The 26,938-nt window shown below is 69.7% G+C and carries 24 protein-coding genes; 13 read left to right on the top strand and 11 right to left on the bottom strand.

The genetic code is table 11. From position 1 onward, the window contains the following. Positions 1 to 201 precede the first annotated feature (201 nt). A complete protein-coding gene (locus SYYSPA8_RS38285) occupies positions 202 to 465 on the top strand; it encodes a hypothetical protein (protein ID WP_323452095.1) in 264 nt (87 codons plus the stop codon). A 78-nt stretch (positions 466 to 543) separates the two neighbouring features. Here the strand turns inward: SYYSPA8_RS38285 and SYYSPA8_RS38280 are convergent, their stop codons facing one another. Together SYYSPA8_RS38280 and SYYSPA8_RS38460 are read right to left on the bottom strand one after the other, a co-directional pair. Continuing rightward, positions 544 to 1,644, bottom strand: a complete 1,101-nt coding sequence (locus SYYSPA8_RS38280; protein ID WP_323452094.1) for a C40 family peptidase — start codon at positions 1,642 to 1,644, stop codon at positions 544 to 546. Next, positions 1,641 to 2,114, bottom strand: a complete 474-nt coding sequence (locus SYYSPA8_RS38460) for a helix-turn-helix domain-containing protein (RefSeq protein ID WP_153524497.1) — start codon at positions 2,112 to 2,114, stop codon at positions 1,641 to 1,643. Before SYYSPA8_RS38460 ends, SYYSPA8_RS38280 begins: the two co-directional genes overlap by 4 nt. A 289-nt stretch (positions 2,115 to 2,403) precedes the next feature. Between SYYSPA8_RS38460 and SYYSPA8_RS38275 the strand changes: the two genes are divergently transcribed. The 9 genes from SYYSPA8_RS38275 (at position 2,404) to SYYSPA8_RS38235 (ending at position 11,146) form a co-directional block, all read left to right on the top strand. Continuing rightward, on the top strand, positions 2,404 to 2,667 hold the full coding sequence (locus SYYSPA8_RS38275) for a hypothetical protein (RefSeq protein ID WP_323452093.1): 264 nt from the start codon (positions 2,404 to 2,406) through the stop codon (positions 2,665 to 2,667). 11 nt (positions 2,668 to 2,678) lie between these two features. Next, positions 2,679 to 2,990, top strand: a complete 312-nt coding sequence (locus tag SYYSPA8_RS38270; RefSeq protein ID WP_323452092.1) for a hypothetical protein — start codon at positions 2,679 to 2,681, stop codon at positions 2,988 to 2,990. 10 nt (positions 2,991 to 3,000) lie between these two features. Next, positions 3,001 to 3,771 carry a hypothetical protein gene (locus SYYSPA8_RS38265; protein WP_323452091.1) on the top strand — a complete coding sequence of 257 codons (771 nt, stop codon included), beginning with the start codon at positions 3,001 to 3,003 and terminating at the stop codon, positions 3,769 to 3,771. Next, positions 3,768 to 5,330: a hypothetical protein gene (locus SYYSPA8_RS38260; RefSeq protein WP_323452090.1), complete on the top strand. Its 1,563-nt coding sequence runs from the start codon at positions 3,768 to 3,770 to the stop codon at positions 5,328 to 5,330. Before SYYSPA8_RS38265 ends, SYYSPA8_RS38260 begins: the two co-directional genes overlap by 4 nt. 5 nt (positions 5,331 to 5,335) lie before the next feature. Beyond that, positions 5,336 to 6,772: an SCO6880 family protein gene (locus SYYSPA8_RS38255; protein ID WP_153524501.1), complete on the top strand. Its 1,437-nt coding sequence runs from the start codon at positions 5,336 to 5,338 to the stop codon at positions 6,770 to 6,772. Between the two features lie 18 nt (positions 6,773 to 6,790). After that, the gene (locus SYYSPA8_RS38250; RefSeq protein ID WP_323452089.1) at positions 6,791 to 8,311 is read left to right on the top strand and encodes an ATP-binding protein; all 1,521 of its coding nucleotides are present in this window, start codon (positions 6,791 to 6,793) and stop codon (positions 8,309 to 8,311) included. Next, a complete protein-coding gene (locus SYYSPA8_RS38245) occupies positions 8,308 to 10,065 on the top strand; it encodes a type IV secretory system conjugative DNA transfer family protein (RefSeq protein ID WP_407706173.1) in 1,758 nt (585 codons plus the stop codon). Before SYYSPA8_RS38250 ends, SYYSPA8_RS38245 begins: the two co-directional genes overlap by 4 nt. After that, positions 10,062 to 10,667: a DUF4913 domain-containing protein gene (locus tag SYYSPA8_RS38240; protein WP_323452088.1), complete on the top strand. Its 606-nt coding sequence runs from the start codon at positions 10,062 to 10,064 to the stop codon at positions 10,665 to 10,667. The genes SYYSPA8_RS38245 and SYYSPA8_RS38240 overlap by 4 nt, the downstream gene beginning before the upstream one ends. A 242-nt stretch (positions 10,668 to 10,909) precedes the next feature. Then, entirely contained in the window at positions 10,910 to 11,146 is a 237-nt protein-coding gene (locus SYYSPA8_RS38235) for a hypothetical protein (protein WP_323452087.1), read from the top strand. Between the two features lie 65 nt (positions 11,147 to 11,211). On the opposite strand, the gene SYYSPA8_RS38230 is transcribed toward SYYSPA8_RS38235, so the two are convergent. The 3 genes from SYYSPA8_RS38230 to mobC all read right to left on the bottom strand — a co-directional run bounded on the left by SYYSPA8_RS38230 (position 11,212) and on the right by mobC (position 15,004). Then, a complete protein-coding gene (locus SYYSPA8_RS38230; RefSeq protein WP_323452086.1) occupies positions 11,212 to 12,306 on the bottom strand; it encodes a hypothetical protein in 1,095 nt (364 codons plus the stop codon). Positions 12,307 to 12,434: 128 nt separating this feature from the next. Then, positions 12,435 to 14,603 carry a relaxase/mobilization nuclease domain-containing protein gene (locus SYYSPA8_RS38225; protein ID WP_323452085.1) on the bottom strand — a complete coding sequence of 723 codons (2,169 nt, stop codon included), beginning with the start codon at positions 14,601 to 14,603 and terminating at the stop codon, positions 12,435 to 12,437. Beyond that, positions 14,600 to 15,004, bottom strand: a complete 405-nt coding sequence (mobC, locus tag SYYSPA8_RS38220) for a plasmid mobilization relaxosome protein MobC (protein WP_323452084.1) — start codon at positions 15,002 to 15,004, stop codon at positions 14,600 to 14,602. Before mobC ends, SYYSPA8_RS38225 begins: the two co-directional genes overlap by 4 nt. 295 nt (positions 15,005 to 15,299) lie before the next feature. On the opposite strand from mobC, the gene SYYSPA8_RS38215 reads away from it, so the two are divergent. The 3 genes from SYYSPA8_RS38215 to SYYSPA8_RS38205 all read left to right on the top strand — a co-directional run bounded on the left by SYYSPA8_RS38215 (position 15,300) and on the right by SYYSPA8_RS38205 (position 17,883). Next, the gene (locus tag SYYSPA8_RS38215) at positions 15,300 to 15,677 is read left to right on the top strand and encodes a hypothetical protein (protein ID WP_323452083.1); all 378 of its coding nucleotides are present in this window, start codon (positions 15,300 to 15,302) and stop codon (positions 15,675 to 15,677) included. 63 nt (positions 15,678 to 15,740) lie between these two features. Beyond that, positions 15,741 to 16,313, top strand: coding sequence for a hypothetical protein (locus tag SYYSPA8_RS38210; RefSeq protein ID WP_323452082.1), 573 nt, complete (start codon positions 15,741 to 15,743; stop codon positions 16,311 to 16,313). Between the two features lie 862 nt (positions 16,314 to 17,175). Further along, positions 17,176 to 17,883: a hypothetical protein gene (locus tag SYYSPA8_RS38205; protein WP_323452081.1), complete on the top strand. Its 708-nt coding sequence runs from the start codon at positions 17,176 to 17,178 to the stop codon at positions 17,881 to 17,883. Between the two features lie 51 nt (positions 17,884 to 17,934). Here SYYSPA8_RS38205 and SYYSPA8_RS38200 read toward each other — a convergent pair whose 3' ends face one another. The 6 genes from SYYSPA8_RS38200 to SYYSPA8_RS38175 all read right to left on the bottom strand — a co-directional run bounded on the left by SYYSPA8_RS38200 (position 17,935) and on the right by SYYSPA8_RS38175 (position 26,716). After that, positions 17,935 to 19,254, bottom strand: a complete 1,320-nt coding sequence (locus SYYSPA8_RS38200; RefSeq protein WP_323452080.1) for a 3'-5' exonuclease — start codon at positions 19,252 to 19,254, stop codon at positions 17,935 to 17,937. Then, positions 19,251 to 19,409, bottom strand: a complete 159-nt coding sequence (locus tag SYYSPA8_RS38195) for a hypothetical protein (protein WP_323452079.1) — start codon at positions 19,407 to 19,409, stop codon at positions 19,251 to 19,253. Before SYYSPA8_RS38195 ends, SYYSPA8_RS38200 begins: the two co-directional genes overlap by 4 nt. 222 nt (positions 19,410 to 19,631) lie before the next feature. Next, a complete protein-coding gene (locus SYYSPA8_RS38190) occupies positions 19,632 to 21,224 on the bottom strand; it encodes a hypothetical protein (protein ID WP_323452078.1) in 1,593 nt (530 codons plus the stop codon). After that, on the bottom strand, positions 21,211 to 22,227 hold the full coding sequence (locus SYYSPA8_RS38185) for a hypothetical protein (RefSeq protein WP_323452117.1): 1,017 nt from the start codon (positions 22,225 to 22,227) through the stop codon (positions 21,211 to 21,213). The genes SYYSPA8_RS38190 and SYYSPA8_RS38185 overlap by 14 nt, the downstream gene beginning before the upstream one ends. Before the next feature lie 379 nt (positions 22,228 to 22,606). Then, complete coding sequence (locus SYYSPA8_RS38180) at positions 22,607 to 24,835, bottom strand: hypothetical protein (protein ID WP_323452116.1); 2,229 nt, start codon at positions 24,833 to 24,835, stop codon at positions 22,607 to 22,609. A gap of 960 nt (positions 24,836 to 25,795) precedes the next feature. Continuing rightward, a complete protein-coding gene (locus SYYSPA8_RS38175) occupies positions 25,796 to 26,716 on the bottom strand; it encodes a hypothetical protein (RefSeq protein WP_323452115.1) in 921 nt (306 codons plus the stop codon). Positions 26,717 to 26,938 lie beyond the last annotated feature (222 nt).

Raw genomic sequence — 26,938 nt, 5'->3', positions numbered from 1 at the left:
GGCCCGCATGATAGCGGCCAAGCTCGCTACCTCGCTCGCTAACACGCCCTCTATCTTGCGTGCTAGCTAGCTATCTATCAAAGGAGTACAGTGCCGGGCAAGCAAGAGGGGCCGGGCTGGGCCCGGCCCCTCATCCTGCGGCCTTCGGGCGGCTTCTGGCCGGTCGCTGCCCTGGGCCTCGATCCGTATGGAGGATCTGCCATGACTGTACTTCGTGACCCGTACGCCCCTCGCCCCGTGGGCTGGCCGCTCGTACCTGTCGAGCCGGCGGAGGGGTGGACGGTCCTGCCCCCGGTGCCGGCCTCGGACGTGGCGCCGGTGATCCCCATCGGCGGTCCGGGGCCGTCTGCGGCGGCGGAGCCTCCGCGACCGCTGCCGGTGGACGACCTGGTGGCGCTCGCGGCGGCACTCAACGTCCCCGGTGACGTGACGTACATGGACATCAGGGCGGCCGTCGCCGTCTAGGTCCGGCTGAACGGGAAGGGCCCCCGCCACTGCTCGGCGGGGGCCCTTCCTCCGTCTCCCGGATTTAGCATGTGCAAGCTAAGCCCCGGGCCGGGTCGCACCGATATAGTCCCGCGACGGCATGGCCTCCGCAATCGGCTGCAACTCGACCTTCCGCCCGGTGCGGGGGGCGTGTAGCACCCTGCCCTCACCTGCGTAAATCCCCACGTGATAGATCGCGGCCGGTCCCGACTTGGACCAGAACAGCAGATCGCCCGGCTTCAGGTCGTCCCGGTCGATGCGCCGGCTCGCCGTAGCCGCGTACTGGGCAGCGGCCACCCGGGGGAGTTTGACGGACGACCACCATGCGTACTGCGTCAGGGATGAGCAGTCGAAACCTGCGGTCGTGGCGGCCACACACCGCCCGTTCAGGTAGCCATTGCGCCCGTCACAGAACCCGTTGCTCGGGCCCCCGGGATTGCCTCCGCCCCATGAGTAGGGGATGCCTATCTGTTTGGCGCCCCGGCGTACGGCGTCGGCTCCGCTGCCGGTGCCCAGTCCGCTGATGCTGGAAACCGCGCTCGCCCACTTCGCCGCGTTGGCCGTGATGATCCGAACGTAGTGGTACGTCTGCCCCTTGGCGAACCGCTCGGGCGGAACCGCCTTGTAGTAGTCCACCCACCCCCACCCGGCGTTGTACCCGGCCAGGGACAGCCTGATGGGGGTGTCCTTGTACCCGCTGGTCTCGGCCCGCTTCACCATGGCGCACATGTACCGCCCCTGGGCCATGATGGCGTCCTCGGGGTCAAAGGCGGTGTTGTCGCCATCCCGGTCCATGTCCTCGTACCGGCCTTTGCCCTGCGTCTCCCATGTGGAGTCGATGAACTGGCTGATCCCTTTCGCCGTGCCGTAGTCGGTGGGCGGGCCCACTGCGTCCGGCCGGAAACCCGACTCCTGGTACCCCTGAGCGGCGAGCACGGCGGGGGAGAGGCGTCCGGGGCACTGAGCTGCTGACTTCTGGTACCACGGGGCCCACTTCCGGCCCTCCGGCGGCATCGCCGACACGTTCAGTCCGTCGATCATCCCGGCCCCGCCGGCCTCGTCTCCGGTCGCGTCCGCCCCGGCGCTCATCAGGACAAGCCCGATGATGGCGACGGGCAGAGCAACCACGGCGGCCACGGCGCCGGTTATGGCCTTCATTCCCTGACCTCCTGGCTCGCCCGGGGCGGCTGGCTCCGGATACGGCGGCGGTGTGTCTCCCGGCCGGCGTTCCATGCCTTCGTCCAGTCACGGACGCTCACGCCGTACGCGGGCGCCCATCGGGCGGGGTTCCTGACCCCGTACTTTCCTGTCTCGACTTTGCTCACCATCCCCGTACTGACGCCGACTTCGGCGGCCACGATCTTTTGCGTGACCCCTCGGCGGGCGCGTAGTTGTCTCAGTGACAAGTCCCCTGTTGGTGCGAGTTCGGCCACGTTGACGCTCAGCGCGGCGGCCAGGGCGCCGACGACCCGGGGGGAGGGGTTCCCCGGGCCGGCCTCGGCCTTTCGGACGGTGCCCGGCGTGACGCTGGCCATCAGGGCGAGCTGTTCACAACTCCACCCCCGTGCCTCCCTTTTGGAGCGCAGTAGGTCAGCACGGAAGCCGGTGAGACCGCTCGATGGACTCATGGACCCTCGTTGATTTATAGCAGCGATAGATGACAGTGGGTCATGGTAGCTTGACAGAGAGATCAAGTTACGGGGGTGCACGATGAGTCAACCGGCGTCTACTGAAGTTCGACGCCCCCCGGCCCACGAACGGTTCGCGGTCCTGGGCGCTCATGGCGGCGCGGGCACGTCAACCGTTACGAAGTGGCTCGACCCTGACGGGGCCCTCGGCTCGATAGAGCTCCGTCGCGGCGGCCGGCTGCCGCTCTATTACATTCCGGTCGTCGTGGCCCAGTCCACGGCTTTTGGGATGTCTCGCGCGGTCGATGCCGTGGGCCGGTGGCACCCGGAAGCGCCACGGCCGTACCTGGTCGTCGTCCGGGACGCTCCGCTGAGCCTGCCCAAGCCGGCCGTCTACCGAATGCGCACCATCACACCGCGGGTCCTGGGGATAGCTGAGGTCCCCTACCTGGCCGAACTGCGGGGCGTCGATACCCCCGGTGATGGCCTCGACCTGCGCGCCGTACAGAGAGCAGCCCGCGCTCTGCGGCGCTCGCTCGGCCTCGCCGAATAGGAGAATGCACGATGTTCATGAGCACGGTTCTCGATCTCGTGGCGCTGGCGCCCATGGAACCCACCCCGGGGACCGACTGGGACGCTCCGCCCAAGGCCCCTCCCGGCATGGGCTCGGTCATGCCGGAGTGGGTCGGTTGGGCAAAGTATTTCGCCATCGGTGGCGGCATCCTGGGCATGTCCGCCTGCGGCATCATGATGATGGTCGGCCGCCGCAACCGTAGCCACCTGTCTGCCGAAGGAGCGAACGGCCTGCTCTGGATCCTCGGCGGCCTGTCCGTGGTCACGCTGGCGGCCGGGGTCGTCCCCGGCATCGTGACCTGAGGCGGCCGGGATGACTCTCCATCTCCAACAGGCTGCCAACCGCCGGATGCGCCGGGCGGTCATTGTCCTCGTCGCTCTGGTCCTGGCCCTCGTCGCTGCTCTGGTCGTCATCGCCGTGACCGGTGATGACGACAGCGGCAAGGGCGCCGCTCCGGCGCCGGGGCCCTCCTCGGCTGCCCCGGCTCCTCAGCCGACTGCCACCGTGCCCGACGATGACAGCGGCTATGTGGCGCCGGACCGTACGGTCAAACTCCCGGACGGCCGGAGCAAGACGGCGGAGGGGCTGCGGGTCGGCTTCCCCCGTACCCCGGAAGGTGGGGCGGCCATGGCCGTGGCCTCGTCCCGGAATGCCTGGAGCCTCGACGCGGCAAAGATCCGGGCGGGCATCCTCGCGTACGCGGCTGCCCAGTACCGCACCTCGATGGCGGCGGCGGCTGAGGCCGGGGCCAAGGGCAACAGGCAGTTTGCAGGAATCCCGGACACCGGCCCGGTGCCGGACGGCGCCACGCTGACCGCGTGGCCCATCGGCGTCCAGTGGAAAGCTGTGGACTCCAGCACGGTGGATGTGCTGGTCCTGCTGCGGGTCACGCACGCGCCCAAGGCGGGCGCGGCGACCACCACGAAACTGATCGTGAGCCCCGGGCGGGCCGTGTGGGAAGACGGGGACTGGAAGGGTGCGGCAACCGACCCTTCGGCGGGCATCCCGGACCCCGTGGACGTGGGGACGGCGGCCTTCAATGACCATGGGTGGACCTCGATTCAGGAAGGGGACCGGCTGTGAAGGGGCTGCGGGTCCTGGCCCGTGTCGTCCCGCTCGTGGCGGTGGTCCTGGTGCTCGTCGGCCTCGGTGCCGCTCCGGCTGCCGCTGGCCCGGCTCCGGCGGCGGTGCCGGCGGCGGCGCCGGCCGTCCTGCCTACGGTGGACTGGTTGGGAATCACCAAATGCGCAACCTGGCTGATCCCGAACATGCCCAAAGCTCCGGACGGCCCCGTGGAATGCGTGAAAGTCGCAGTGAAGGGGGCGAAGGACGGAACCACGGCAGCGGCCAAAAAGCTCGGGGAAACCGTCATCGGTGACGCCGCCTCGTCCATGGCGGAATTCTCGCGCGACCTCATCAAAATCGGATTCACCTTCTGGCTTTCGACCGATTCCGTACAGGTAAAGGAATCCGGCGTACTCGGCGATCCGAACAAGCCGGATGACCCTACACGGTCGATCAGCCTTCATGCGCTCATGGTCGGCATCGGGGCAGGAATCGCCACCCTCCTGGCGATGGGCCAGGGAATCAAGATGATCATGCAGCGTTCCGGGGCTCCCTTTGGCCAACTCCTCCAAGGGCTCTTCATGAATGTGATCGTCTCGGCGGCCGGAGTGGGAGTCATTGACGCCCTGCTGGTTGCATCTGACCAACTCACCCGGGCAATCCTTCAAGTCGGCTTCGGGGACGACGATGTGCCGGACCGTATGGCACTCATCCTCCTGCCCTCCATCGGAAATCCGATGGGACTGCTAGTGATCGCCCTCATCGTCCTGATCATCGGTGGAATTCAACTCGTGATGCTGTTCCTCCGTCAGGCGGCCATCCCGATTCAAGCGCTCCTGCTGCCCATTGCCGGTGCCGGACAACTCGGCGGTGAAAGCGCACGCCAGTGGCTCCCGCGCCTCTTCACCGCCATCATGGTGATCATCACGTACAAGCCCATGGCGGCCCTGATCATCAGTGTGGGCTTTATTGAAATGAAGCACGGGCAAGGAATTATCGACTTCATCCGGGGAGTGGTCACCCTGGCACTTTCGATCATCGCCCTGAAATCCCTTCTCGCGCTTTTCGCTCCCCTCGGTCTGGCCATGGGGAACGCGGTCGCCTCCGGTGGCGCGAGCGGTGCCCTGAGCATGGCAGGCAGTGCCATGGCATCCACGATGGGCGGCGCTGGCGGCGGGGGCGGCGATTCGGCCGGCTCCTCGGCTGTCTCCCATGCGGCCGACATGGACCGCAACGGCCCGGCGGGCGGCGGGAACTCGGGTTCCGGCTCCGGCGGTCCGGGCGGCGGGGGCGGCGACAACGGCGGCGATGACTCGTCGTCCAGTGCGATTCAGCAAGCCTCCGGGAACATCCCGCAGCAAGCCGGGACGGGATCCGCAGCGGGCGAAGGTGTGGCGGCGGCGGCCGAAGGTACGGCGTCCACCGGAACGGCCGTGGCGGGCCAAGCCACGGCGGCCGGCGGCACCGGCTCTATGGCGGCGGCGGGCGCTGGCCCTGTGGGCATCGCCGTGGTGGCTGCTGAGGCAGGGAAAGCCGGCATCGAAAAGGCGGGCGGCGCTGTGGGCGGGAAGGAGTAGAGAGCATGTCAGAGACACAGCTTTACGGCGGGTGGCGGCGGTCCAAGAGCATGGGCATCGGCACTCTGAACACCGGTCAAACGGTGATCGTGGTGGGCACCCTGCTGGCGCCGCTCGTCGTCATCATCGTGGGCGGCCCGGTCTCCACCCTGGCGGTAACCCTGCCGGTGGCATTGGTGGTGATCGCGCTCACGATCTGGCAGCGGCACGGGATGCCGCTCATGTCGTACGTCATCGGCCGGGCCCGGTGGAGCCTGGCCAACTTCCGCGGTGAGACCTCGTACCGGAGTGTCTTCCTGCCCGCGCCCGAAGTGCTCGACCTGCCCGGAATGGCCGCGCCGACAAAGCTCATCCGGGCTGAGGCGGGCGACGGGCGCGGGCCCGTGGGCCTGGTCTGGAACCAGCGGACCGGCACGATGACGGGGGCACTGTTGCTGTCCCCGGCCGGCTCTCTCCTCGCGTCGGGGGCGACGGTCAACCGTCAGGTGGCGGCCTGGGGCGAAGCGCTCGCCCGGCTGGCCGATGAGGACACCGTGAGCGCGGCGGCCGTCACGCTTCAGATCACCCCGTCCTCGGGCGCGGCCCTCTCCGACCACGTACGGGGCCGGTTGGACCCGGCCGCCCCGGAGCTCGCCCGGCAAGCTATCGGCGAGCTGGTGGCCCGTGCGCCCCGGGCAAGCGCTCAGCTCGCGGCGTGGATGAGCCTGGTCATCGATCCGTCCCGGGCCCCCGAACGGCCCAAGGGGCCGGCGGAAGCTGCGGCCGTCGCGCTCGGGGCCCTGGACGCCGTGGACCTGGCGGGCGCCGGGGCGGACGTGCTGCGGCGGGCCTCGGACGTGGATGTCAAGCGGCTGGTCCGCGGGGCGTTCACTCCGGGGGACATGGATGCTCCGTCTGAGCAGATTGAGGCCCTGGTCTGGCATGAAGTCGGCCCCGTGGCGGCTGAGGACGACTGGGATGTGTACCGCCATGACGGCCACTTCTCCGTCTCGTACGTCCTGCGGGAAGCACCCCGCAAGACCGTCCCCTATGACGTGCTCCTCAAGCTGGTGGCACCCGGCGCCTACGCGCGCCGCGTGACCCTGGTGTACCGGATTCTAGCCACGGAAGAGGCGCAAGCCGTCGTAGAGCGGGAGGTGAACGCGGGCGAAGCGCGGGCGGAGTACCGGCGCCGGTCGCGGCGCACGGCCACCCGGCGTGAGCGCCTGGACGCGGAGCACGCGGAGCGTACGGCGGCCGAAGAGGCCACCGGGGCCGGGATGGTCCAGTGGTCCATCTACGTCACCACCACCGTGGACAGCGCGGCCGACCTTCCCGCCGCGCGGCGGGAGATCGAAAAGGCTGCCCGGGGCGCCGGGGGCTTGAGGTTCCGTCCCGCGTTCGGCGGCCAGTCCGCCGCGCTCGTCGTCGGCCTCCCGGTCGGCATCAATCCCCTCCTGTAGAGAAGAGGACAGACGCATATGAAGCGCCAGAAGATCGGTGGCGCGGTCGCGCCGTCCCGGCGGGGGCAAACCGCCGGGCCGGCCGCGGCAGAGCCTACCGGCTGGGCCCTCAACCCCTCCGTCATCGCGGCACGGGCGGGCTGGAAGGGGGTGGGACGTGGCCGATCGCCCCTCCTTGACGCCGGCTCGGTCTACCTCTCCAGCACGGTCCAGACTGCGGGGTTGTATCCCTTCGTTCTCGGCTCCGGGCTGCCACCGGAGGGGGTACCCATCGGCTATGACCAGTTGACGCACGAATTGGTGTGCTTTGATCCCTCGGGCTGGATCGGCTCCCTGGTGACCAATCCGGGCGTGTGGATCATGGCTCAACCGGGGGTCGGGAAGTCGGCAATTGCCAAACGGATCGGGCTGGCCTACTCGGCCTACGGGTACAAGCTCGTCGTCCCCGGAGACGTCAAGGGCGAGTACGCCACGCTGGTGGGCGAGCTCGGCGGCCAGGTCGTCCGGATCGGCCGGGGCCTGGACCGAATCAACCCCCTGGACTCCGGCCCGCTGCGCAGAATCCTGCCCACGCTCGACCCGGCCCGGCGGGATGCCCTCCTCTCAGAGATAAACGGCCGTCGTTCCGAGCTGCTACATGCCCTGCTCACCACCGAAATGGACCGGCGGCCTACTCCCACCGAACGGAACGTCGTGGAACACGCCATTCGTACGGTGGCGGCCCGGCATGTGGGGGAGGGGGACCCAATCATCCCGGACGTGGTCACGGTGCTGCGGGACGGACCGGCGGAGCTCCGCGCACAACTCATGGTGGACTCGGAAGACGACTACCGGGCGTTGGTGCGGGCGGTGACACACGCTCTGGAAAACCTCTGCTCCGGCCCGCTGGCCGGCCTCTTCGACGGGCCCACAACCACGGCCCTGGACCTGGCAGCCCCCGCGCTGTCCGTGGACCTGTCCAGCCTGCTGACCGCCGGGGATCACGTCGTGTCGGCCGGGCTGCTGGCCACCTGGGCATACGCCTATTCGTCCATCGACAGTGCGCGGGCGGTCGGGCTGATGACCGCCCCCCTGGTACTCCCGCTCGATGAAATGTGGAGAGCGCTGAGAGCCGGCCCGGGGATCGTCGATGCGTTCGACAGCATGACGCGCCTCAACCGGGCCCGGAATGAAGTGACGCTGTTCATCACACATTCGCTCCGCGACCCGGAGAGTCTGCCGACTCCTCAGGACCGGGCAAAGGCGCTCGGAATGATCGACCGCTGTGACTCGATGATCCTCGGCGCCCTGTCCATGGGCGAGCTGGAACGGGTCTCCGCTCAGCGTCCGCTCACGGATGCCGAGACACAGTTGATCGCCTCGTGGTCGCACGCCGCGGGGACGGGCATCGACGGCACCCGGCAGGTGCACCCCGGGCGCGGGAAGTACATGCTGCGGCTCGGCACACGGCCGGGGACCCCGGTCCGCCTCCAGCTCACGGACGCTGAACGGCGGCTGTACGAGACCGACCCATCCAATGTTCGCAAGGGGGCGGCGTGAACGACAACAACAGCGGCGGCGGGGCCGGGGCGGGTACGCCGCTCACGGTCCTCGGCGTCATCTTCGGATCCTTCGGCCTGTTCACCGGGGCCCACGTCGGGGGCACCCTCGGCGTGGCCGTGGCCGGGGGCGGCTGGGCTCCGCCGGCCTACTCGGTGCAGTCGGCCAAGCTCCTCGTCTCCGGGGGGCCGGGCCGGCTGTGGCCGGGGCACGGCACGGCGGCGGGCGTCGGGATCCTCGTGCTCCTGGTGCTCGTCGTCGCGGCCCTCGGCGCCGGCGGGTACTGGGTGTGGCGCCGGTTCTTCTCGCACCGGTCCGGCCTCGCCGGTCTCCGCGAGCTGGCGCCCCTCGCCCCCAAGGCGATGGGGGAGCGGGCCCGCGCGCTCCGGCCGTCTCTCAAGGGCGCGCAAGAGGTGCAGCCGGACGATACCGGCCTCCTCCTCGGCAACCTCGACGCGTCACGCGGCCCTGAGCTGCGGGGGAGTTGGGAAGACGTGGTGCTGGCCGTGATGGCGCCGCGCTCGAACAAGACGACCGCGGTGGCGGTGCCAGCGGTCCTGCGGGCGCCGGGGGCGGTCCTGCTGACCTCGAACAAGCCGGACGCCTTCGCCGTGACGCGGGCGAGCCGGTTGAAGGTCGGCACGGTCTGGCTGCTCGATCCTCAGCACATCACCCACTCGGACCGGGCGATGTGGTGGGACATGCTCGCGTCCGCGCGCACCATCGAGGGCGCCGGCCGCCTCGCGTCCCATTTCATCGCCGCGACCACCGATGAAAAGTCTCGCGGCGACTTCTGGATGGGGGCGGCAAAGAACCTCTTGACGGCCCTCTTCCATGCGGCGTCGGTGGCTCCGGGCGGGTCGGTGTCGGACGTGCTCGCGTGGCTGTCCACTCCGTCCGACCGGGCCCCGGTGAACGCTCTCAAGGCGGCCGGGAAAACCGCGCTCGCGCAGCAACTCGCCTCCACCGTGGCGGGTGCGGCGGACACCCGGGACGGCATTTTTGAGACGGCGCGTCAGTGCGTGGCGTGTCTCCTCGACCCCGGGACGCTGGCGTGGGTCACCCCGGATCCGGCCGCCAGAGAGTTCCGTCCGGATGACTTCGTACGGTCCCGGGACACCTTGTATCTCCTCTCCAAGGATGGCGGCGGCTCGGCGGCCGGGGTCATCGCGGCGGCGGCCGACGCGGTTCTCAGGGCTGGGATGCTCGCGGCGGAACGGGCGGGCGGGCGGCTCGATACCCCGTTGATCGCCGTTCTGGATGAGGCGGCGAACGTCTGCCGGATTGAAGACCTCCCGGACCTTTACAGCCACCTGGGTTCGCGCGGGATCGTGCCCGTGACCATCCTCCAGTCCTACCGCCAGGGTGTCCGTGTCTGGGGGGAAGCGGGGATGGATGCCCTGTGGAGCGCGGCCACGGTCAAGCTCCTGGGCCCGGGGCTCGATGACGCGGAATTCGCCGAAAAGGTGTCACGGCTCGTCGGTGACCACAAAGTCAGGGAAACCTCGGTGTCTCACGGGTCGTCGGGGCGGAGCGTGAGCACGTCCCGGCGCCGTGAGCGCGTCCTAGAGGCGGCAGAGATCCGGGCTCTCCCCAAGGGGCGGGCCCTGCTGCTGGCGACAGGCGTACGGGTCGGGATGATCCGGCTGCGGCCCTGGTATCTGGAGCCGGGCGCGGACCGGCTGAACGAGGATGCCCGGCTGGAAGTCGCGGAGATTTCGGCCCGCGCGTCACGAAAGGCCATGTCGTCGTGAGCACAGACAGCACCCCCACCGTGGACGGCCTGGCGGAAGACCTGGAAGACCTCAAAGCGGTCGTCAACGGGTTCGCCTCACAGCTTGAGCACAACACCCGGGAAGTGGAGCGGCTGGCCGCTGCCGTGGTGCCCGACGACGGCCAGGGCGACGGCGGCGACACAGCCAGAAAGGGCAATGGGAAAGGGGCGGGGAAGGGGAAAGGGAAGGAAGAGCCGAAGACTCCGCCGTTCATTCTGCGGCTGTCCGGCGAGCAATACCCGGCGGAGCTCGCGGCGCTGGCGTCCTGGGTGCGTGACCTCCTCGTCCCCACCTATCTGAGTGAGGTGTCGTCCTCCTCGACGTGGTGTGCGAGCTGGTGGGAACACCCGCCGGCGGTCGCCCGCCTCCACGCGGCGTGGCTGGCGTGGCAAGAGCTCACCAATCCAGAGGTGTGCGGGCTCACCGGTCCGTCCGTGTGGCACCGTGACCACCTGGACCCGATGGTGGCTCACCTGCGGGCGCCCGATGGTCCGTTCGCGGGATGCATGACGAACCCGGACCGGCCACAACACGTGGTGCTGCCGGTCCCGCCGGTCAACGCATTGCCCGGACCGACGTAGCCACATTTTTAGCTTGCACATGCGAAGAACGGGCCGGAGGGTTTTCCCTCCGGCCCGTTCAGGTTTCCGTACCGCCGTCACACGCTCCGGCGGGGCGCTGGGGGAGTGGTGGCCCGGCCACTGTTTCGCTGCCCGGCCGTACCCCCCTGAGTCTGCCCCCGGCCGGCTGAACGGCCGGTGGTCGTGATGGATCGGGCAATGGCGGCCGATGCTCGGGCCTCGATCGCTGCCGTGGTCCCCTCGTGCGCGGCAAGCCCGTCCAGTCCTGCGGCCTCGCTCCACGCGGCGCCGGCCGCCGCAGTGTCGCCCTCCCCGTCCGCTGCGGCGGCGCGTCCACGGGCCCCGTCTGCGTCCGCCAGGGCGACATCCGCGCGGGCCCGGTGCTCGGCACTGATCCGGGCGTGCTCCTCGACCTGGCGGCGGCCGTCCTCCGTCCCGCCGGCGTCGTCTCCGGTCCTGCCCGGATCCGGCCGCCGTAAGGCGCCCTCGTCGTCAGAGCTCGGAGGCTGGGTGCGTGAGTGCATCGTGATCCTCCGTCCTCATGTCACCGGCTGGGGCCGTGCTGGTGGGTCGGGCCGGGCTGCGTGGTGGGCGCTCCTCGGTCCGCTGTCGGGCCCGGGGCCGGGGTCGCTCCGGGGGTGGCGGTCGTGGACCTGGCGGACGCTGCTGCCGCACGGTCCGGGGTGGACGGGGTGGTGGTGGTCGCCGTCGTCGGTGCCGTAGCGGTGGACGGGGCGGAACCGGTGGCGGGTGCGGCCTGTGGCGGCGTGGGGGGCGTGGTCTTGGCCATGTCGGTGAGCAGGCCGTGAGCGGCCTCGGCCGGGGTAAGGGTGATCCCGGCGGCGGCGGCCTGCTGGATGCGCGCGGGCACACCGGCCAGGGCCTCGCCCGGCGAGTGCCCGGCCTGTTGGAGCCCCTTCATCTGCGCGGCGATGCCCGGCCATTCCCGGGAGGTGACGATCTGGTGTAGCGCCTTCTCATCCGACAAAGCCGCGCGGGCCGTCACCACATGCAGCACGTTTTCCTGCGGGGTGATGCCGTGCGCGGCGAGCTCCCGGTTCGGGTCGGCCGCCTTCGCCTTCTTCGCCTTCCCGGTGATTTTCTCGATCAGCTTCGTGACGGCTTCCTTGATCCATTTCACCGCCTCCTCAATGAAACCCGGCCCCTCCTTCCGGGCCTTCTCCTCACCCGGTGGGGGAGCGAACGGATTCGGCGGCGTGGTGGCGGCCTGGGACACGGTGACACCGGGCGTCGGGCTGCCCGCGCGAAGGTCTGCGTCCATGCGTGCAATCACCGGGGCCGCGTCGGTCACGAATCGTTTTACGTCGATGCCTGCGGCCTCCAGCTTCTTCAGCTCGTCGGCGAGCTGGGGCCACTGAGGGGCGGTCACCATCGCCTCGGCGACGGCGGGCGGGTGCACGGCGCCGCGCACGATGTGCGCGTACCGCTCGTGGTCCGGGTTCGGCGGCGTCTTCTGCACCGGGGGTACGGGCTGCGGGGCGGCCGGCTGTCGGGCCGCTGCCTCGCGCTGCTGGTGCTCCCGGAGGGACTGGGCCGCCATGACGAGAACCTGTAGCGCGACCGCTGCTGTATGAACTGCCTGGCCTGCGGCCTGCTCCATCGGGTTGGTGTCGCTCATGGGTGGGTCACCCCGTTTCCGTAATCATGATCGTGGGATTTCACTGCGCAATTGCACATCTGACGCTAGCGGCAATACCTCTCCAAGTAAGGGTGTTTTCCCGTCTAGGTGACACCGGATTTTGTGGATCACCGACGCGGTCCCCGGGGTGGTCCGTTCCTCCTGGCGGCGTCCTGCGCGAGCTCGGCCGCTGTGCGCTCACCGGAACGGCTGGGCGGGGCGGTCGGGCTGCTGGTGCGGCGGCCGGTGGTCCGGGGGAGGGGCCTGGGCCGTCCCGGAGTGAGACGCCCTTGCACGCGCCATGTGAGCACCTGGGCAACGCTGTCAGCGTCGGCGAGATCGCGGGCGGCCACTACTTCGGCGAGCAGATCCGCGGGCGCGTGCCCCTCGGCGACGGCCCGGCGGAGTGCTGCCGCGAGACCTGCGGCGGCCGGGTCGCTCAACACCTCTGACACGTACTCGGGGACGGCCTGGCGGACGGCCTCGCCCAACGTAGGCGCCCCGTCTCCGAGTGAGGTATCCGCTCGGCCGACGACCGGCGGGGGCGTCGTCTCCGTGGGGGTGGTCGTACCTCCCTCGTCGCTGCCCTCCCCGGTGGTCCGGGTGGTCGGCACTGGGGCCGGGGCATCTGTTTTTGTCGGGCCGGTGACCGGGGGCCGGCCGTGCTCGGCGTCGGTCGTCATCCGGCGTTGCAGTCGCCAGACAAGTACCTCGGCGGCGCTCTCGGCGGCGCCGAATCCCCGGGCGCCGGCCACCTGCCCCAACACCGTGGCCGGGTCGTACCCGGCCGCCTCGACCTGGGCGAGCGTGGCGGCAAGTGCGGGCCATGCGGCCTCGCTCAAAACCTGCTCGGCCAGGGTGGGAAGAGTCTGCCGCACCACGGGTGCGAAACGGTCCGCCAGGGCCGGGCCGCTCGGATCCATCCGGGTGCGCTGCCACATCGCCCGGCTACCTCGGCGGCCGTCTGCGCCTGCGCCGTAAGCGATCTCGGTAGCCGCTCGGAGGTGACGACCGGCCAGGGCGGCGGCCTCCTCTTGGGCCCGGTGCTGGGCTGCCTGGTGCAGACGCTGGGCGGCGACCACGGCCAGGGCGACGGCCACCAAAATGGTGATCGCTGCGGCGGCCTCGCCCCCGCTCACTCCAAGGGATGCGCTCATGGCCACAAGCTGTGTCGCCGTGCGCAAATGATGGTGAGCATCGCTGGTCATCTGACGGGAGGTGGGGGCTCGTCCTGCACGCTCAAAAGACCGGGCGGCGTCTCGGAGTTGCTGACGGACCTCGGTGGGGGCCTGCGTCGCGTAGGTCGTGAGCAGATCGGACAGCGCCACCATCTCACCGGCGCTAACGGTGTTGCCCGACTGCCCCAGGATCGCGGCGGCCTGGTGGACGTGCTCGGCGGCGGCCTGCCATGCGGCGGCCCGGGTTGCTACCGGCCCGGCGGACTCCAGCAATGCGCCGGCCGCTGTCCCGGTCCAACGCTCACGGATACGGGGAAGGGAGAGATCCGGGGCGAGCCGCGAGCCGGAAAACCAAACTGCGCGACCGGCGCCGGTACGGTCTCCGGGGAGCGCAACCGAGTAACCCAACACCGACCCGTCGTCGGCTGTCTTCTTGGAAACTCGCAAGCCGGACCGTTGCAGCCGAGTGAAAAACTCGTCTTCGGACTGGGCGCCGGCTGCGGCCTCCCGGACTGTCCTTTGAAGAGTCTGGCGGGGTGTCTCGTCTCGCCCCATCCGCTTCGCCTTCTCGGCCTCGGCGGTCGTGGGCCACGGCGCGGCTGTGCGGTCACCGCTCGCCAGACGACGCAACCCGTATCGGACCTCCAGTTCCCGGGCACACGCCTGCATCTTCTTCTTGTCCTGCGAAAGCCGGACCTTCAACCCGTCTTGGCGCGCGAGCGTCGCCACGATGTGAATGTGGTTGTCCGCGTGCCGGATCGCCACCCAACGGGCTCCCAACGGGTCGTTCTTTGGCGCCACGCCTGTGGCGTCCATGACCTCTCGCGCTACCTCCGCCCACTCTTCATCGGACAGAATCCGGTCCCCCGGGTCCAGACTCACGGGCACGTGGTAGACGTGCTGAGCAGGCGGCCGGCTCTCCAGCGCGGCCACAGGGGCGTCCAGTAGCGCGGCCAAGAGCGGGATGTTCGTGTTGTCACCGCGGCCGGGATCCGGCACACCTGCGCCCCATGCAGCGACCATATGCGGGTCGGTGTGCTCATTGGCCTTTCCCGGGCCGTAGAGGTAGTACAGGAGTCCTTCTGTACGGGCGCCGTCTCGGGCTCTCTTGACGATCACGCGCGGCCCTCCATCACGGCGATGGTGGCGGCGTCGAGTCGCCGAATGGCTTCCTCCACACGTGTCAGAATCGCGGCAAGCTGCGCGGGCGATACCTGGGCATCGCTGTTCAGCTCCTTTGCAATCTGGTTGAGGTTGGTACCGATCCGGTTGACGGCGATGCGGGAATCAGTCATCTCGCGTAGTCGGTTCTTGTACTCGACCGGGGCGGGGGAGATTTCGTCCTTCGCCACGGCCAGGGCAACGCGGGCCGCGTAGGCAGCGGGCTTGAGGCCGGCTACGGCTGCGGCGCTCATGAGGATGGCTAGCTCGTGGTCGTTGTACGCGAGGTTGACGCGGTGTCGTCTCGGCTGGTCGGCTCGTCGCTCGCGGCGGCGAGCGCGTGGCATGTCGTCGCTCATCTCCCCTGTTCCTCTCTGAGGTACAGGCCCCATCCATCGGTCCGTCCCCGGACCGAAAAGGCGGCCCAAGCTACCGAGCATAGCGAGAGCTTGGGCCGACCCCCGCGTTAATGGAACATTAACGCCCAACTTGCTCCGACGAAGAAGGGCCGTCGGCTGGGGTGCCGGGCTCCTAGGGCGGCTCGCGGCTTCGCCGCGAAAAGAGCTCGGTGACCTGTCGCCGGATCACCTCACCATCGGGGGAGGGGCCTTGATTTCCCGTGCGTTTGCGCTCTGCGGCGCTACCATGACGGGCATGACCGAATCGACGCCTCAGACATCTGCCGCTGATGCCGAATCACCCATGGTGGCCGCTGCTCAAAAACTCCTCAACGACCGCATGGGGGTGATTCCGCCGCTCGCTCAGACTCTCGCCCGGCGCAAGCACCTTGAACAGCTCGTCAGCGACAACGAACGGGAGTACGGCACCCTCTACGCGGACGCGCAAGCGGCGGGCTGGTCCGCCGAAGAGCTTGCCCAAATGGGTGCCACGGAACCGACCCTTCGCCCGCCGGGGCGCCCCAGGAAGAACCGCGTACGGCGTCAGCCCAGTACCGCACCGACAACCCCGGCGCCCCGGACTCCGGAACCCTCCGAGTCACCGAGCGAGCCGCAAGCATCTCCCACCACCTGACTCGTGCGCACTGGCCCCGGTACCGCCCTCCGCGGTGCCGGGGCCTCCTACACAGGAGAGATCATGGCCACCGGAAAACACACCACCTTCGTATGGGTCCATCGCTCAGATGGGGACGCTCTTCGTGCCATGGCCGAAGCGAACCGTAATGAGGAAAGGGCGTGGATCGCAGAGCAGCGTGAGCGCGCCGGCCTCCACCCTTCCCAGCCCACACCAGAACCGATCCGCCTGGAAGCGCTCGCCCTCCGGCCCGGCACATGGCCCACCCAAAGTCACCTCCTCGAAGCTGCCATGCGGGTCCGCCTGAGAGCTCCTGAACTCGTCGGCCCCTGGACCCCCTTCACACATGAAGAGCAGGAAGCACAGCGCCTCCCTGGGCGTCGATACGGGACGTCGAAACAAAAGTTCACGGACAAAATGGCCCTCGACATTGATCCTGTCTTGATCGATCACGCACACCTCGCGGCGTATCGAATCAGTGAACCAATTGTGGCCGCACTGATCACCGAAAACCTCGTCGGCCCTGGTGCCTCACGCTCTCGCACTGCTCGTCAACGGCGGGAGGAATTGCAAGCACAGATCTATACACTCGGGCGAATCGCTCGGGAAGCACTCGCCATCGTTGTTGGGCGATGAGCACGATTGCTATCTAACAAGGTTGTTACAACCTTACGCGCTGACCGACCCAAGAAACGTCCGGGATCTGCCTCTCAGTAGTAGCAAATACTCACTGCGCAGCTAACCCCGTCCGCCGTCTCGCTGGCCGCAGCCGGGCGCGGTACACCCCCTGCGTCAATCCGGAATGACTGACGTTCTCGACGGCTGTGAACGATGCTCCCACCGGCATCCACAATCGCATCATGCATGTTCGTCAACACCTTTAGTTCGAAAGCATTCACCGCCTGCGGGCAGTTGGCCAGAGCACCCCGGATAACCTCCACCCGAGTGTGTCCAGCGTGTGGACAGCAGTCCGCCTCTTCGGCGTCGAAGTCGAAGAACCCCACTGCTCAATCCGCGCGACTTGTGGTCGGTTCGTTACCCATGCCAAGCCAACGCGTGACGCCTACGGGCGGACACGGGACGACTATCTCTATCTTCGATTGGGTCATTGGTTTCCACGGCCGCCTAGGGTCCGTAATCCTCCGTGGCCGGCGCCGTTGGCGGCCGGCGGGTCCGCGGGGGTGGGAAAGGACGGCAGCGGCGGGGGGAGGGGTGCCGGGCGGGGGTCCGGGTGCCGTCCGCCCCGGTGGCCGGGTGGCGGGGCGCCGTACTCGCGCCGTCGCGGATGCGGGAGCGTGAGGAGAGCGCGCCGCCCGGCCGTGGCTGATGGGGGGCTCCTGCTGCCGCGATGGGGCCGGGGCCGGTGTGGTCACTCCGTGTCGGTGCGGGTCTCGCCGTGGCCGGGGCGCGCTCCGACACACCACAGCGGGGATCCCGCCGCGAGCACCGCGCACCCCACAAACACCCCCGAACACACGTCAGTTCGTGGACTTGGCTTGTGCAAGCCAAGCTCAGCATTCCGCGCACGGTGGTCCATGAAATGCGGGACCATAAGGGCTCCTGTGCAGAAGGGAAACTGATGGCGGGTTGGATCGAAAAGGCGTCCGATGGGCGTGATGTGCTGCATGAAATGCAGCTCGTATCTCCTGATGACAGCACGGTGAGTGTCCCGTCATCAGGCATCAAATGGTGGCTGAAAAATGGTGCCCCGGGTGGTCCTGTCGTTACGGGATGTGTCTGTGGTTGGGTCTCCGCCCATGCTGGTCCGTCGCTGCCTCCGGGGGATCCGGTGGACGTGTCGGCCCCCGATCCGAACCGAATGGCGGTCGCATGGTCCGCCGATGCTGTCGTACCCGTGCTGCTGCCCTGGCACTGGGTAGGCGACTGGAAGCCGGGGCCGGCTCAATCTGCCTGGTCTGAGTACCACCTTCGGACGTGGCAATCTCACGTGGCGTCAGTGATCCCGGGCACGAACGCGGACGACGCAAAGGTTCACGCACTGCGCCGGGTGGCTGCCCTCCTGGACGACGTGGACGGCCTGCCCCTCGGGGTCCTCAGCAAGCTCCACGAGATCGGTGCCGCTGTCGAGAGTGCTCAGCTCCTGGCCGCGCGCTCGGCACGTCGGGCCGGCTTCGACTGGTCCTCTATTGGGACGAGTGTGGGGCTGGATGCCGAAGCCGCCGAACGGCTCTTCGGCCAGGATTGAGCGAGCGGGGCCCGCACCGATTCGGTGCGGGCCCTCGTCGGCACTCCGGCCCTAGAACGGATCTGGTGGCGCGGCCATTTCCTTGATCCTTTGCACGACCTTGCGGCAGTCTCCGAGTGCCCGGTGTCCGCCGTTCAGGGGCGCCCACGCCCATCCGTCCCAGTAGTCGGACCACTCGCCGCGGTGGACGGCGTAGGCGAGCATTGCGCACCGGCTCCACTGCTGTTTTCTCATCCACTCTTCGGCGGCAGGGTGCCGCTCCATCCGACGCAAGGCGGGGATGGGGTCGTCCTCCTGGTGGTGGCGTGTGAGTTCATGGGCCAGTACCCGGGTGTCGTACTCGGCGTTGTAGATGATGATCCGGCGGCCAGCCAGTACGCGGGTGAGCTCCGGGAGGATCATGCTGAACGAGAGTGCGTCGCGTACGTCGTCGTCGCTGATTCCGTGAATGGATTGCGCCTCCCGTGGGATGGGAGTTCTGGGGTTCACGAGGGTGTTCAAGAGGACGTTTCCCGCACCATCTGTGACGCTGATTTCCACGACTTTGGCGTCCCACTCAAGACCGGTGGTCTCGGTGTCGAGAACGGCGTATCGCTCCGGTGCGGCGACCACCTGTCGGGCCCACTGGCGGACGGGCCCCAGCTCGTCCCATCGCTCACGCTCGTACGCGCGGTCTGCCTCTTCGGCCGCCTTCTTCTGCTCCGTCTGGCACGGCCCGCACGTCCGGGGGTAGCGCGCATACAGGCGGTGCGGGAGGTCGTCGGCTGCGGCGGCCTCGATCTGCTCGCGGGTGGCTGTCTGTGTCAGGCATTCCGGGCAGTGTCGGAGGGCGAGCCGGCGGGCGAGATCCTGGCCGTGGTCCAGTACGGCCCGGCACGGCCCGCACGTTCGCGAGTAGTCAACGCTTGCCCGGCTGCGGAAGATTGTGCGGCACCGGTCACATGTCCGCTGCCACTGCTCGTGGGCTCCGTCGCTGCATTGCTGGCAGATCCGCCCGTCTGCGGCGAGCCACGGGCTTTCCTTCCGTGTCCGCTCCCACAACGGTGCGTCAGCCACTTGTGTGCACAGGATGCACTTCCGGCGAGCCACCTTCTGAGCCGTTTGTTTGGGTGACAGAGCGCGGGCCCGCTCGGTGTCCTCAACGTGATACAGGGGCACGGGGCCTTTGCCGTGCCGGGGCTTGTACTTCAGGTAGGCACGCGGTTTCTGCCCCTTCGTCAGTCGGCGCCCGGCCTCTTTGAGCTGCGCGGCGGTCATCAGATCGTCCGGGACCTCACCGGACGCGTACAGCGGCCGTTCGTCGTGCGTTCCCACGGGCTGATGTGGCACCGGTGGAGTGTCGTCGGTCGTGCTCCTGGTCCTGGTCGTCACTCTGCCTCCTCGCGCGGTTCGGCGGTCGGATCCGAATCGACTTCGACTTTCACATAAACACCGATGCGGCCCGGCTCGTCACGCCTCTCGTATACCTCGGACACGGAAATCACCCGAATGTTTGGCGCCATTTTCAGGGCCTCCACCATCGCCACGACTTCGGCTGTGGTGCCCGTACAGCGAGCCTCCGCCTCAGGCGGTCCGTCCTGCTCGGCTGGATGGTCCGCGCACCGTACGTTCCATCCCCGGCGGGTTTTCGTGCACGTCCCCGCACCGGGCGGCACATAGGCCGTGCACCCGCTGTAGGTGCAGTGCCCGGCCCGCCGGTTGACGATGTTCCTCACCCCTGCCTCTGCCTCCTCGGGCGAGCTGGATGCCTATTCGTCGGTCTCGGGCATCGGCACTGCGGTCTGTCCCGGGATCGGCTCGACCGGCGTAGGGTCGGCCGGCGTGGCGGCCGGCGTGGCGGCCGGCTTCTTCGCCCTGCGCGGTGCCGGCTTCCTTGCGGTCTCCTTCTGCTGGATGGCCTCGGCCTTCAGTCGGTCAATCTCCTGGCCGTACTTCCGCAGTTCAGCGGCAAGCCGCTCGTACGCCTTCGCCTGTCGCTCGGCCTCCTGCGCGGCCTGCTGTGCGGCGGCCGTGGCTCGCTCCTCGGCGGCGGCTTCGCGCCGGTCCGCCTTCCGCCGGTCCTCCTGCGCGGTGGCGAGTTCGGCCGCGAGCGAATCCCGCTCGGCCTGGACGTCCGCAATGGCCTTGTCGGCGCGGGCCTCGGCACGGTCGCCGCGAGCCTCGGCCTGAATCTGCCGCTCCTCCGCCCGGCTGGCGCGGTCTTCGGCTTCCCGGCGAGCCCGGGTGGATTCGGTGACCTGATTGCGGGCGTCGTCGGCTTCCTGCTTGGCGGCGCGGACATCCGCCAGGGCCTTCGCGTACCCGGTTGTCAGCTCCTCCTTTTCCCGCTCGGCCTCATCGGCGCGGGCCGTCGCCTGGTCCCGCTCCTCGATGGCGAGCCTCGCCCGGGTGCCCGCGTCCTCGGCCTGACGGCGGGCCTCGTCCCGCGCGCGGTCGGCGGCCTCGCGTTCTCGGCTGGCCTCCTCGGCGCGGGCCTCGGCGCGGTCGCGCTCGGCGGTCGCGTCCTCGGCGCGGGCCCGTGCGGCGGCGGCGTCCTGGCGGGCCTCGTCCCGCGCATGGATGGCGTCTGCCTCGGCAGTGGTGGCCCGGCGGGCGATGCGACGGGCCTCCTCGGCGGCGGCTTGGGCGGCGTCGCGCTCGGTCTCGGCCTCGGCCTGGGCGGCGGCGGCGGCCTCGGCGCGGTCCTCGGCGAGCTGCTTGAGGTGCATGGCGGTCCGGCGTTCGCCCTCGGCGAGCTCGCGTGCGTCGTCGGCGGCCTCGCGGGCGGTTCGGTCGCGCTCGGCGGCGGCGTCGGCGGCTTCCTTGTCGGCGCGGGCCTGCTGAGCCTGGGACTGTGCGGCGGCCGTCTCGGCCTGTGCCTGTACGGCGGCCTGGTTGGCACGGGCTACGTCCTGCTGGTTGGCCGCGCGGGCCGCCGCTAGTCTCGCCTCGATGCCCTCGGGTGAGTTGATTTTTGAGAGCTCGGCGCGCATGTCGGCGGCCACCTGTTCAAGGCGGGTGGTGGTCTCCTCCACCCGGAGAATCTGCCCCGGCAGACCGGGGGCGTTGCGCTCCCTCGCCCTCGCGGCCTTGCGCTCGTTCTGGCACTGCTTGTTGCAGTATTCCGGGGGGCGTCCGGCCCCCGCCGGGCGGTCGCGGGGGATCAGCTTCCCGCAGTTGGCGCACGGCTCCGGCCAGTATCCGTGGGGCGCCTCCTCCTCGTCGTCGTCTGGGTCGGCGGCCTCCTCCGCCACGGGGATGCGGTCGCTCGGTACGCCGATCTCGGCAAGGAACCGATGGGCCTTGGGCGACAGTCCCGCCGGCTCCTCGGCGGGCTGTGGCGGGTCGTCAGTAGTGGTCACGGGGGGCGGCCTTCCTTCTCGGGGTTGCCACGGGGGTGGACGGGTGTGCGGCACGGTGCGGCGGGGCCGGGGGCGCCTGCGCGGTGTCCGGTCGTTGTCGCTGCTGCGGTTGTCGGGGCGGGGTGCCGATGCTGCCGTACACGGTGCGGCGGGGGACAATCCGCGGGCCGGTTCGGCCAGAGCCGGGGCCGGGCCGGGGGGCTACGGTGCGGCGCGGCGGCCGGTGTCGTGCGGGCTCGGCCGGGGCGAGCTCGACGGCACGGCGTGCGGGCTCGGCTGGGGTCGGCTGCTGCTCGGTGGCCTCGTCCTCTTGGTCCTGGTGGTGGTGCTGCTCGTCCGGCTCGGCCTCGATGATGACGACGGACTGAGTCCGGATGATGCTGGCCAGTACGGCCGTCACCTCCTCCTCGGTGACCGCCCACAGGTCCACCGGACTGTCCGTCCAGACCTCGGCCGCGACGGCGGCGGCCTGCTCCCACATCGGGCGGCGCGGGTCGCTGCTGGCCGGGGCCGGCGGGGTCCGCAAATAGCCAACGACCTGCCGCAGTACGGCGGTACGGAACTCGCGTGCCCGCACCCGGAGGGTGGTCGGGTCCTCATAGTCCAGTGCCCCGGACAGGGTGGCGAGCAGCGACCGGCGCCACCGGCCAAAGCTGCGGGCGGCGCGGGTGGCAGCGGCCTCCAGCTCGGCCAGGACGCGGGGGAGTGCAGCGAGGTAACGGGCGAGCGCGCGGGCCGGGGCGGTGACGATGACGCGGCGGTCGTCGGGGCGCCCCGCCGGGGTGCCCTCGGTGATCTCCCGGTACATGGTCCATCCGGGCGTGAGCCTCCACGGGGTCCGCCACTCCACCCCGTAGAGAGTGGCCAACTCGATGGCGGCGGCGCGGTGTTCGGCGGCGCGGCGGCGGTCGCTGGCACGGAACGTCAGCTCTGACTCAACCGCCCCGTATCCGTTCTCGTACGGGCGGGGCATCTCGATGTACCGGGACCTGATCTCTGACATGCCCTTAGCTTAGCATTTCTGGATTACCGTTTCTAGTATTCCAGTAATTAAGAGCTGGCAACACGGCGCCAATTTCCGGGGGTTGGTGGGGTGCCGGCCTCTCGCTGGCTGGTCCTGCTCGGCGGGCCTCCCGGCCACGCTGGCCCCTGCTGGGGCTCTCGCATCGTCCGGAGATTTCCGAACGATGCCGGGACTTAGCTTGTGCAAGCTAAGTCCGGTGACCATTCCCAGAGGATGGCCGGGCGGCTTTCGCTGCCCTGTGCCGGCCGGGGCGGTGGGCTCTCCGGCGGCGTGTGCTCCTCCCCGGCCTGTGGGCTCGGGGGGGTGCGCTGTGCTGAGGAGAACTCTATACCCCGGGGCCCGCCTCGGGGCCAGTACGTCATCCCTGCGCGTGTCGGGCGCGGGCCTCGGCGGCGGCCTCGCGGCGACGGGCGTGGACGCGGGCGGCGGGGCGGCCGGTGCCCCGGGTGACGCACCGGGCGCCGGCCTGGGCGTGGCAGTGCGGGCATCCGTATCGGGTGGGGATGATCGCGCGGCCTCCGCGCCGGCGGGCGGGCGGTGCCTCGGGCTCGGCGGCGGTTAGCGCGGGGAGGTCGATGAGCTGTCCGGCGCGGGCGAGCCGGTGGGCATGGGCGTAGAGGCGTACGGCGCCGATGCGCTCGGCCTCGATCTCGCGGGCGGTGACGTGGTCGGGGCGGCCGTCGTCATCACGGGGGTAGGCCCGGCCGCGGGGGTCCATGCCGGGGATGACGGCCTGGTGGGCGTGCGCGCGGGGGGGGCGCTCGGCTCGGGGAAGGGACCTGTGGATCTCCTCGGCGGCCCACCACTCGCTGACGGCCTGGTCCAGCCGGTACCGGGCGGCGAGCTGGGCCATCCGCCCGGCGGCCGGGTAGGTCTCACCGGTGCGCGGGTCCCTCTTCTGGGCGGTCTCTGCGGCCTCGTACAGGCTCCGTGTGCGGGGGACCTGGTAGGTGGGCACCCCCTTGCGTCGGGGCCCGGGGGTGACCATCTGAAGGGCCGTCATCATCTCGGCGTGCCGGAGTGTCGCGCGGCGGCCGTAGCCAGTGGCTGCCATCATCTCCGGCACCGTGCACCGCCCTGCCCGCCGGATCGCCCAAAGCGTCCGTGCGGCGTGGTGCCCCAGCACGTGCCATACGTCGGCCTGCTGGTGGATGGCGACGGCCCGCAGGAACTCCAGAGAGCTAGAGGGGGGGGCGGGGGGGCGCGGCGTTCCACTTCTGTCAGACCCCGGGTGAACTGCGGGAACGTCGTAGATGGCGCATCGGTGATGGTCGTTGTCGGGGCATTCGTGGGCCGTGGCCAGGGTGACGCGGCGGGCCTTCCCGGCCCGGCGCTCAGCCTCGGCGGTGACCGTGATCCAGCCGTCCCGGATGAGCCTCCAGAGCGCCACGGCGGCTGTCTGGGCGGTGTACCCGGACAGGATCGCCAGACGGCGGACGTTGGCGGACACGTCGGTGGTGCCGGTCAGCATGATCAGCAGCGACACGGAGTTGAGGACGGCGGCGTCTGCGGGGCCGGACTCCCGGGCCCATCGGGCGGTCCCGGCCGCCTGCATCCGGGTCATGAGGTCGGCCACGGCCTCGGCGGCGTCGTCGCCGTGGTCCTGGTGGCGGCCGTCGTCCTCGGGACGGCGCGGCATCCGGGCCGCGTCCTCGACCGCGAGGAACCACACCCGCGCCCACAACTTCTCTACCTGCTCGGTGGTACGCGGGCGGCGCGGGCCGTCCGGCTGCCGCTCGGTCCGGATGTACTCCAGTGCGGGCGACGCGGCGGCGTCCCGCGCGACGGCGAGCCCCTGGGCCTGGGTCCACCCGGCCAGGGCCATGCTGCGGGTGGGGGAGTGCTTGGCGGCTGAGTGGTCGTCACCTGGCGCCGGGCGCTGGCTGAGGCTCCGGGCGGCCTTCCGTCCCAGCGGGCGCCACGGCGTATCGACGCGCGGGCATCCGGCCTCGTCCTCGACCACGGCCCGCACCCTGGGCCCCCGGGCCCGGATCGACGGCGGCACCTTCCGGGACCGGTGCCCCCTCGGCGCGGGCTCCTCGACCACCACGGCGGCGGCCGGGCCCTCCGGGGCCGGCTCCGGCTGCGGGTCGTCCTGCGGGAGCGCGGCGGCCATCGCCTCCAGCCGAACGGCCAGACGCTCGAACGCGCTCGCGGGGGCTGAATCGGGCCCCAGCACCCTGACCGCTTCATCCACGGTGTGAATGAGGAGAGTGCTGTACCCGCCCGCGCGGTGGGCCGCGCCGGGCGGCCTGACCAGTCCGTCCGTGAGGTTGGCCAGGGGGGCCCGGTCAAGCGACGGGCAGAGCGCGGCGGCGGCGTCGTTGATGCGGGCGACGACGGACGCGGCGACGCCTTCGGCGCATCCGGTCCACAGGTGGATGCCGCCCGGACTTCCGGACGCGGTCGGTACCGGCTCGATGCCCTCGGCCCGTGTGCATTCGGCCAAAAGCCCAGCATCGGCGGCGGCCTGGGCGGCCGGGACCTTCTTCGGGTCGTGATCGAACACGATGAAACGGAAGCGGCGGGGTCCCCGGCCCGGGGTGCGCGGAGCGAGATGGGCGGCCACCGGCCGGTCAAGGTCCATGCCCGCGACCGGGACATAGAGGTCAGGGGGGTAAGAGTTGAGCCACGCACCCCGCTGGCCTGCGGCGGCCCGTACCCGCTTCTCCGGGTAGAGCTCGGCAAAGAACCGCGTCAGGGCGTGGTGGGCCTCCGCGCTCGCCTCGGCGGCACGGAGGGTGAGTGCCCCCCGGTACTGCGGGGGCGCAATGAGTGCAGTGGTGCTAGAGGTGCCTGACTCGCCTTGTCGATAAAACGTCGCTGCCGCGTCGGGGGACACACCTGCGTCGGGCAAGCCTCTACCGCCACCGCGGCCCGCTGCTACGATGGCAACGCTCCTCGGCGTCAGAGGACGCACGAAACCCCCGGCCGGCGGCCTAGGAAACCGTCAGCTTGGTGTACGTGCTCGTTTGGGGTGAGGGGTCTCGGCCAACAGGTGTCGGAACCGGAACATGGCTGAGATCCCGTGTCAGGGGCTTTACGAACTGCTGGGCGCCGGTTAGGAATTCCGGCGGCAATCCGCTCGGCCGGTCAAATCATCCGGCCTCCTTCAGAGCGATCGGGCGCGGGTGCGCCTGACGGTGCCTCTCGTGCATGTCCGTCAGGGCCTTCCTGATGACCTCCGCACCGCTGATCCCCAGCTCCGTGACCAACTCTTCGTACGCGACGCGTACAGGGTCACCGGGGTGGAGCATGAGGCCAGCACGGACGGCGCGGTCTGACGGAAAGTCAGTGCTCCGTCCTCGGTGCTGTCGTCCTCTGGGTGCTGCCATGATCCAGATCATAGACCCTCAGACCCCGTTTATGTCCAAAACATTGGGCGGCGCGCCGGATGCAATCAAACAAGGTTGTTAGCTGCTTCGTCCGGCGGGCCCCCATCGCGGCAGCGGGGCCCGGGGCGGCTCGATGCCGCACCGGGCCCCATCCGCGTCCGCCGGCCGGTGGGTGAGGGGGTGTCAGGGGCCCCTTTCGGGGCCCCTGCGGGCTAGGCGTCGGGGTCGGCCTTGCGGAAGAACTCCCGGCACTTCCCGCACATCAACCCGCCCTCGGCCTCCTCGGTGGTGCCGCTGTGCCAGGACTTCCGGCTGATCTGGATGGCCCGGCCGGGCTTCGGCTGGCCGGTCTTCTTGTCGAGCTTGGGGGTCGTCCCGTCGTTCTCCATTTCGATGCACGCACAGATGACCAGGAAGCGCGTGGGGCCCGGCTTCCCGGGGTGGCGGGGGTCGGGGCCCTCGCCACCGTCCGTACCGCCCTCGCCGCCGGTACCGGTACCGGCGGTGCCGCCCTGCTCGCCGTTCCCCTCGGGGTCGGGGTCGGGGGTGGTGGGCTGGTTGCCCCCGTAGTGGTAGGCCACGTACGGGTCATACACGTACGGAAGCTGGGCGGTGTCCAGTGCCTCGATGGCCTCCGCGTACGTCGTGGCGGTCTCGTCAGGGATGGTGCAGGCTGACCATCCCCGGATGCTGTCGGGCGTGGCGGGGGCCACAAGCCCAAGGCTCTTGGCGATCTTGACGAAGCGCATGTTGTGGTAGCGCTTTCCGCTGCTGGTGTCCTTGATGTTCCGGACGGCGGCAAGCGCGTGAGCGGCCTCGTGCAGCAAGGTCTTCATGGTGGCGCGGCCTCCGAGACTCAGAAGCTCGCCACCCGCGAAGAGTTCGTGGGTGCCGCCCTGGCCCTCCACGGTCCAGCGGCTTTCGCCGAAGTGACCCCATTTCACACTGAGACCGGTGCTCCCTGTGCCCGTGATCATCAGGACATTGGGCACGTCCGGGTGCCGTGCCTGGATGGCGGCCCATGCCCCTTCAAGAGCGACGATGACCCTGCTGCCGTTGCCGTGCTGCTCCTTGCCGGCGGTCCGGGTCTGCTGGGTGGGAATCGGGGCCGTGGTGGTGGTCGGGGTGCCCATCTTCGGGTCCTTTCGGTGGGTGTTGGTGGTGGTGCCGGTGGGTGCCGTTCCCTCCCGACATCTAAAAGAATACAGCACTAGGGGTTCACAGTCAAAGTGACACCCCATCAGAGCGCCCATAAAATCGCAGGTCAGAGACCCATCCGAAGAAACTTCCCAATTTCTTAGCTTGCACAAGCTAACTGTTTGCGGTACCCCGGCCGGGGCTTCGGCGGCGGCTTG

This window comes from Streptomyces yaizuensis (genome assembly GCF_034961445.1).
GTDB classification, from domain to species: domain Bacteria; phylum Actinomycetota; class Actinomycetes; order Streptomycetales; family Streptomycetaceae; genus Streptomyces; species Streptomyces yaizuensis.
The sequence above is the reverse complement of the archived record's forward strand: the minus strand, read 5'-3'. Positions and strand labels throughout refer to the sequence as shown.

What these genes read in the sequence shown, in the direction of transcription:
- SYYSPA8_RS38285 (WP_323452095.1), top strand. Translation starts at nt 202, where the DNA reads ATGACTGTACTTCGTGACCCGTACGCCCCTCGCCCCGTGGGCTGGCCG.
- SYYSPA8_RS38280 (WP_323452094.1), bottom strand. Translation starts at nt 1,644, where the DNA reads ATGAAGGCCATAACCGGCGCCGTGGCCGCCGTGGTTGCTCTGCCCGTC.
- SYYSPA8_RS38460 (WP_153524497.1), bottom strand. Translation starts at nt 2,114, where the DNA reads ATGAGTCCATCGAGCGGTCTCACCGGCTTCCGTGCTGACCTACTGCGC.
- SYYSPA8_RS38275 (WP_323452093.1), top strand. Translation starts at nt 2,404, where the DNA reads ATGTCTCGCGCGGTCGATGCCGTGGGCCGGTGGCACCCGGAAGCGCCA.
- SYYSPA8_RS38270 (WP_323452092.1), top strand. Translation starts at nt 2,679, where the DNA reads ATGTTCATGAGCACGGTTCTCGATCTCGTGGCGCTGGCGCCCATGGAA.
- SYYSPA8_RS38265 (WP_323452091.1), top strand. Translation starts at nt 3,001, where the DNA reads ATGACTCTCCATCTCCAACAGGCTGCCAACCGCCGGATGCGCCGGGCG.
- SYYSPA8_RS38255 (WP_153524501.1), top strand. Translation starts at nt 5,336, where the DNA reads ATGTCAGAGACACAGCTTTACGGCGGGTGGCGGCGGTCCAAGAGCATG.
- SYYSPA8_RS38250 (WP_323452089.1), top strand. Translation starts at nt 6,791, where the DNA reads ATGAAGCGCCAGAAGATCGGTGGCGCGGTCGCGCCGTCCCGGCGGGGG.
- SYYSPA8_RS38230 (WP_323452086.1), bottom strand. Translation starts at nt 12,306, where the DNA reads ATGAGCGACACCAACCCGATGGAGCAGGCCGCAGGCCAGGCAGTTCAT.
- mobC (WP_323452084.1), bottom strand. Translation starts at nt 15,004, where the DNA reads ATGAGCGACGACATGCCACGCGCTCGCCGCCGCGAGCGACGAGCCGAC.
- SYYSPA8_RS38215 (WP_323452083.1), top strand. Translation starts at nt 15,300, where the DNA reads ATGACCGAATCGACGCCTCAGACATCTGCCGCTGATGCCGAATCACCC.
- SYYSPA8_RS38210 (WP_323452082.1), top strand. Translation starts at nt 15,741, where the DNA reads ATGGCCACCGGAAAACACACCACCTTCGTATGGGTCCATCGCTCAGAT.
- SYYSPA8_RS38185 (WP_323452117.1), bottom strand. Translation starts at nt 22,227, where the DNA reads ATGTCAGAGATCAGGTCCCGGTACATCGAGATGCCCCGCCCGTACGAG.
- SYYSPA8_RS38180 (WP_323452116.1), bottom strand. Translation starts at nt 24,835, where the DNA reads ATGGACCTTGACCGGCCGGTGGCCGCCCATCTCGCTCCGCGCACCCCG.
- SYYSPA8_RS38175 (WP_323452115.1), bottom strand. Translation starts at nt 26,716, where the DNA reads ATGGGCACCCCGACCACCACCACGGCCCCGATTCCCACCCAGCAGACC.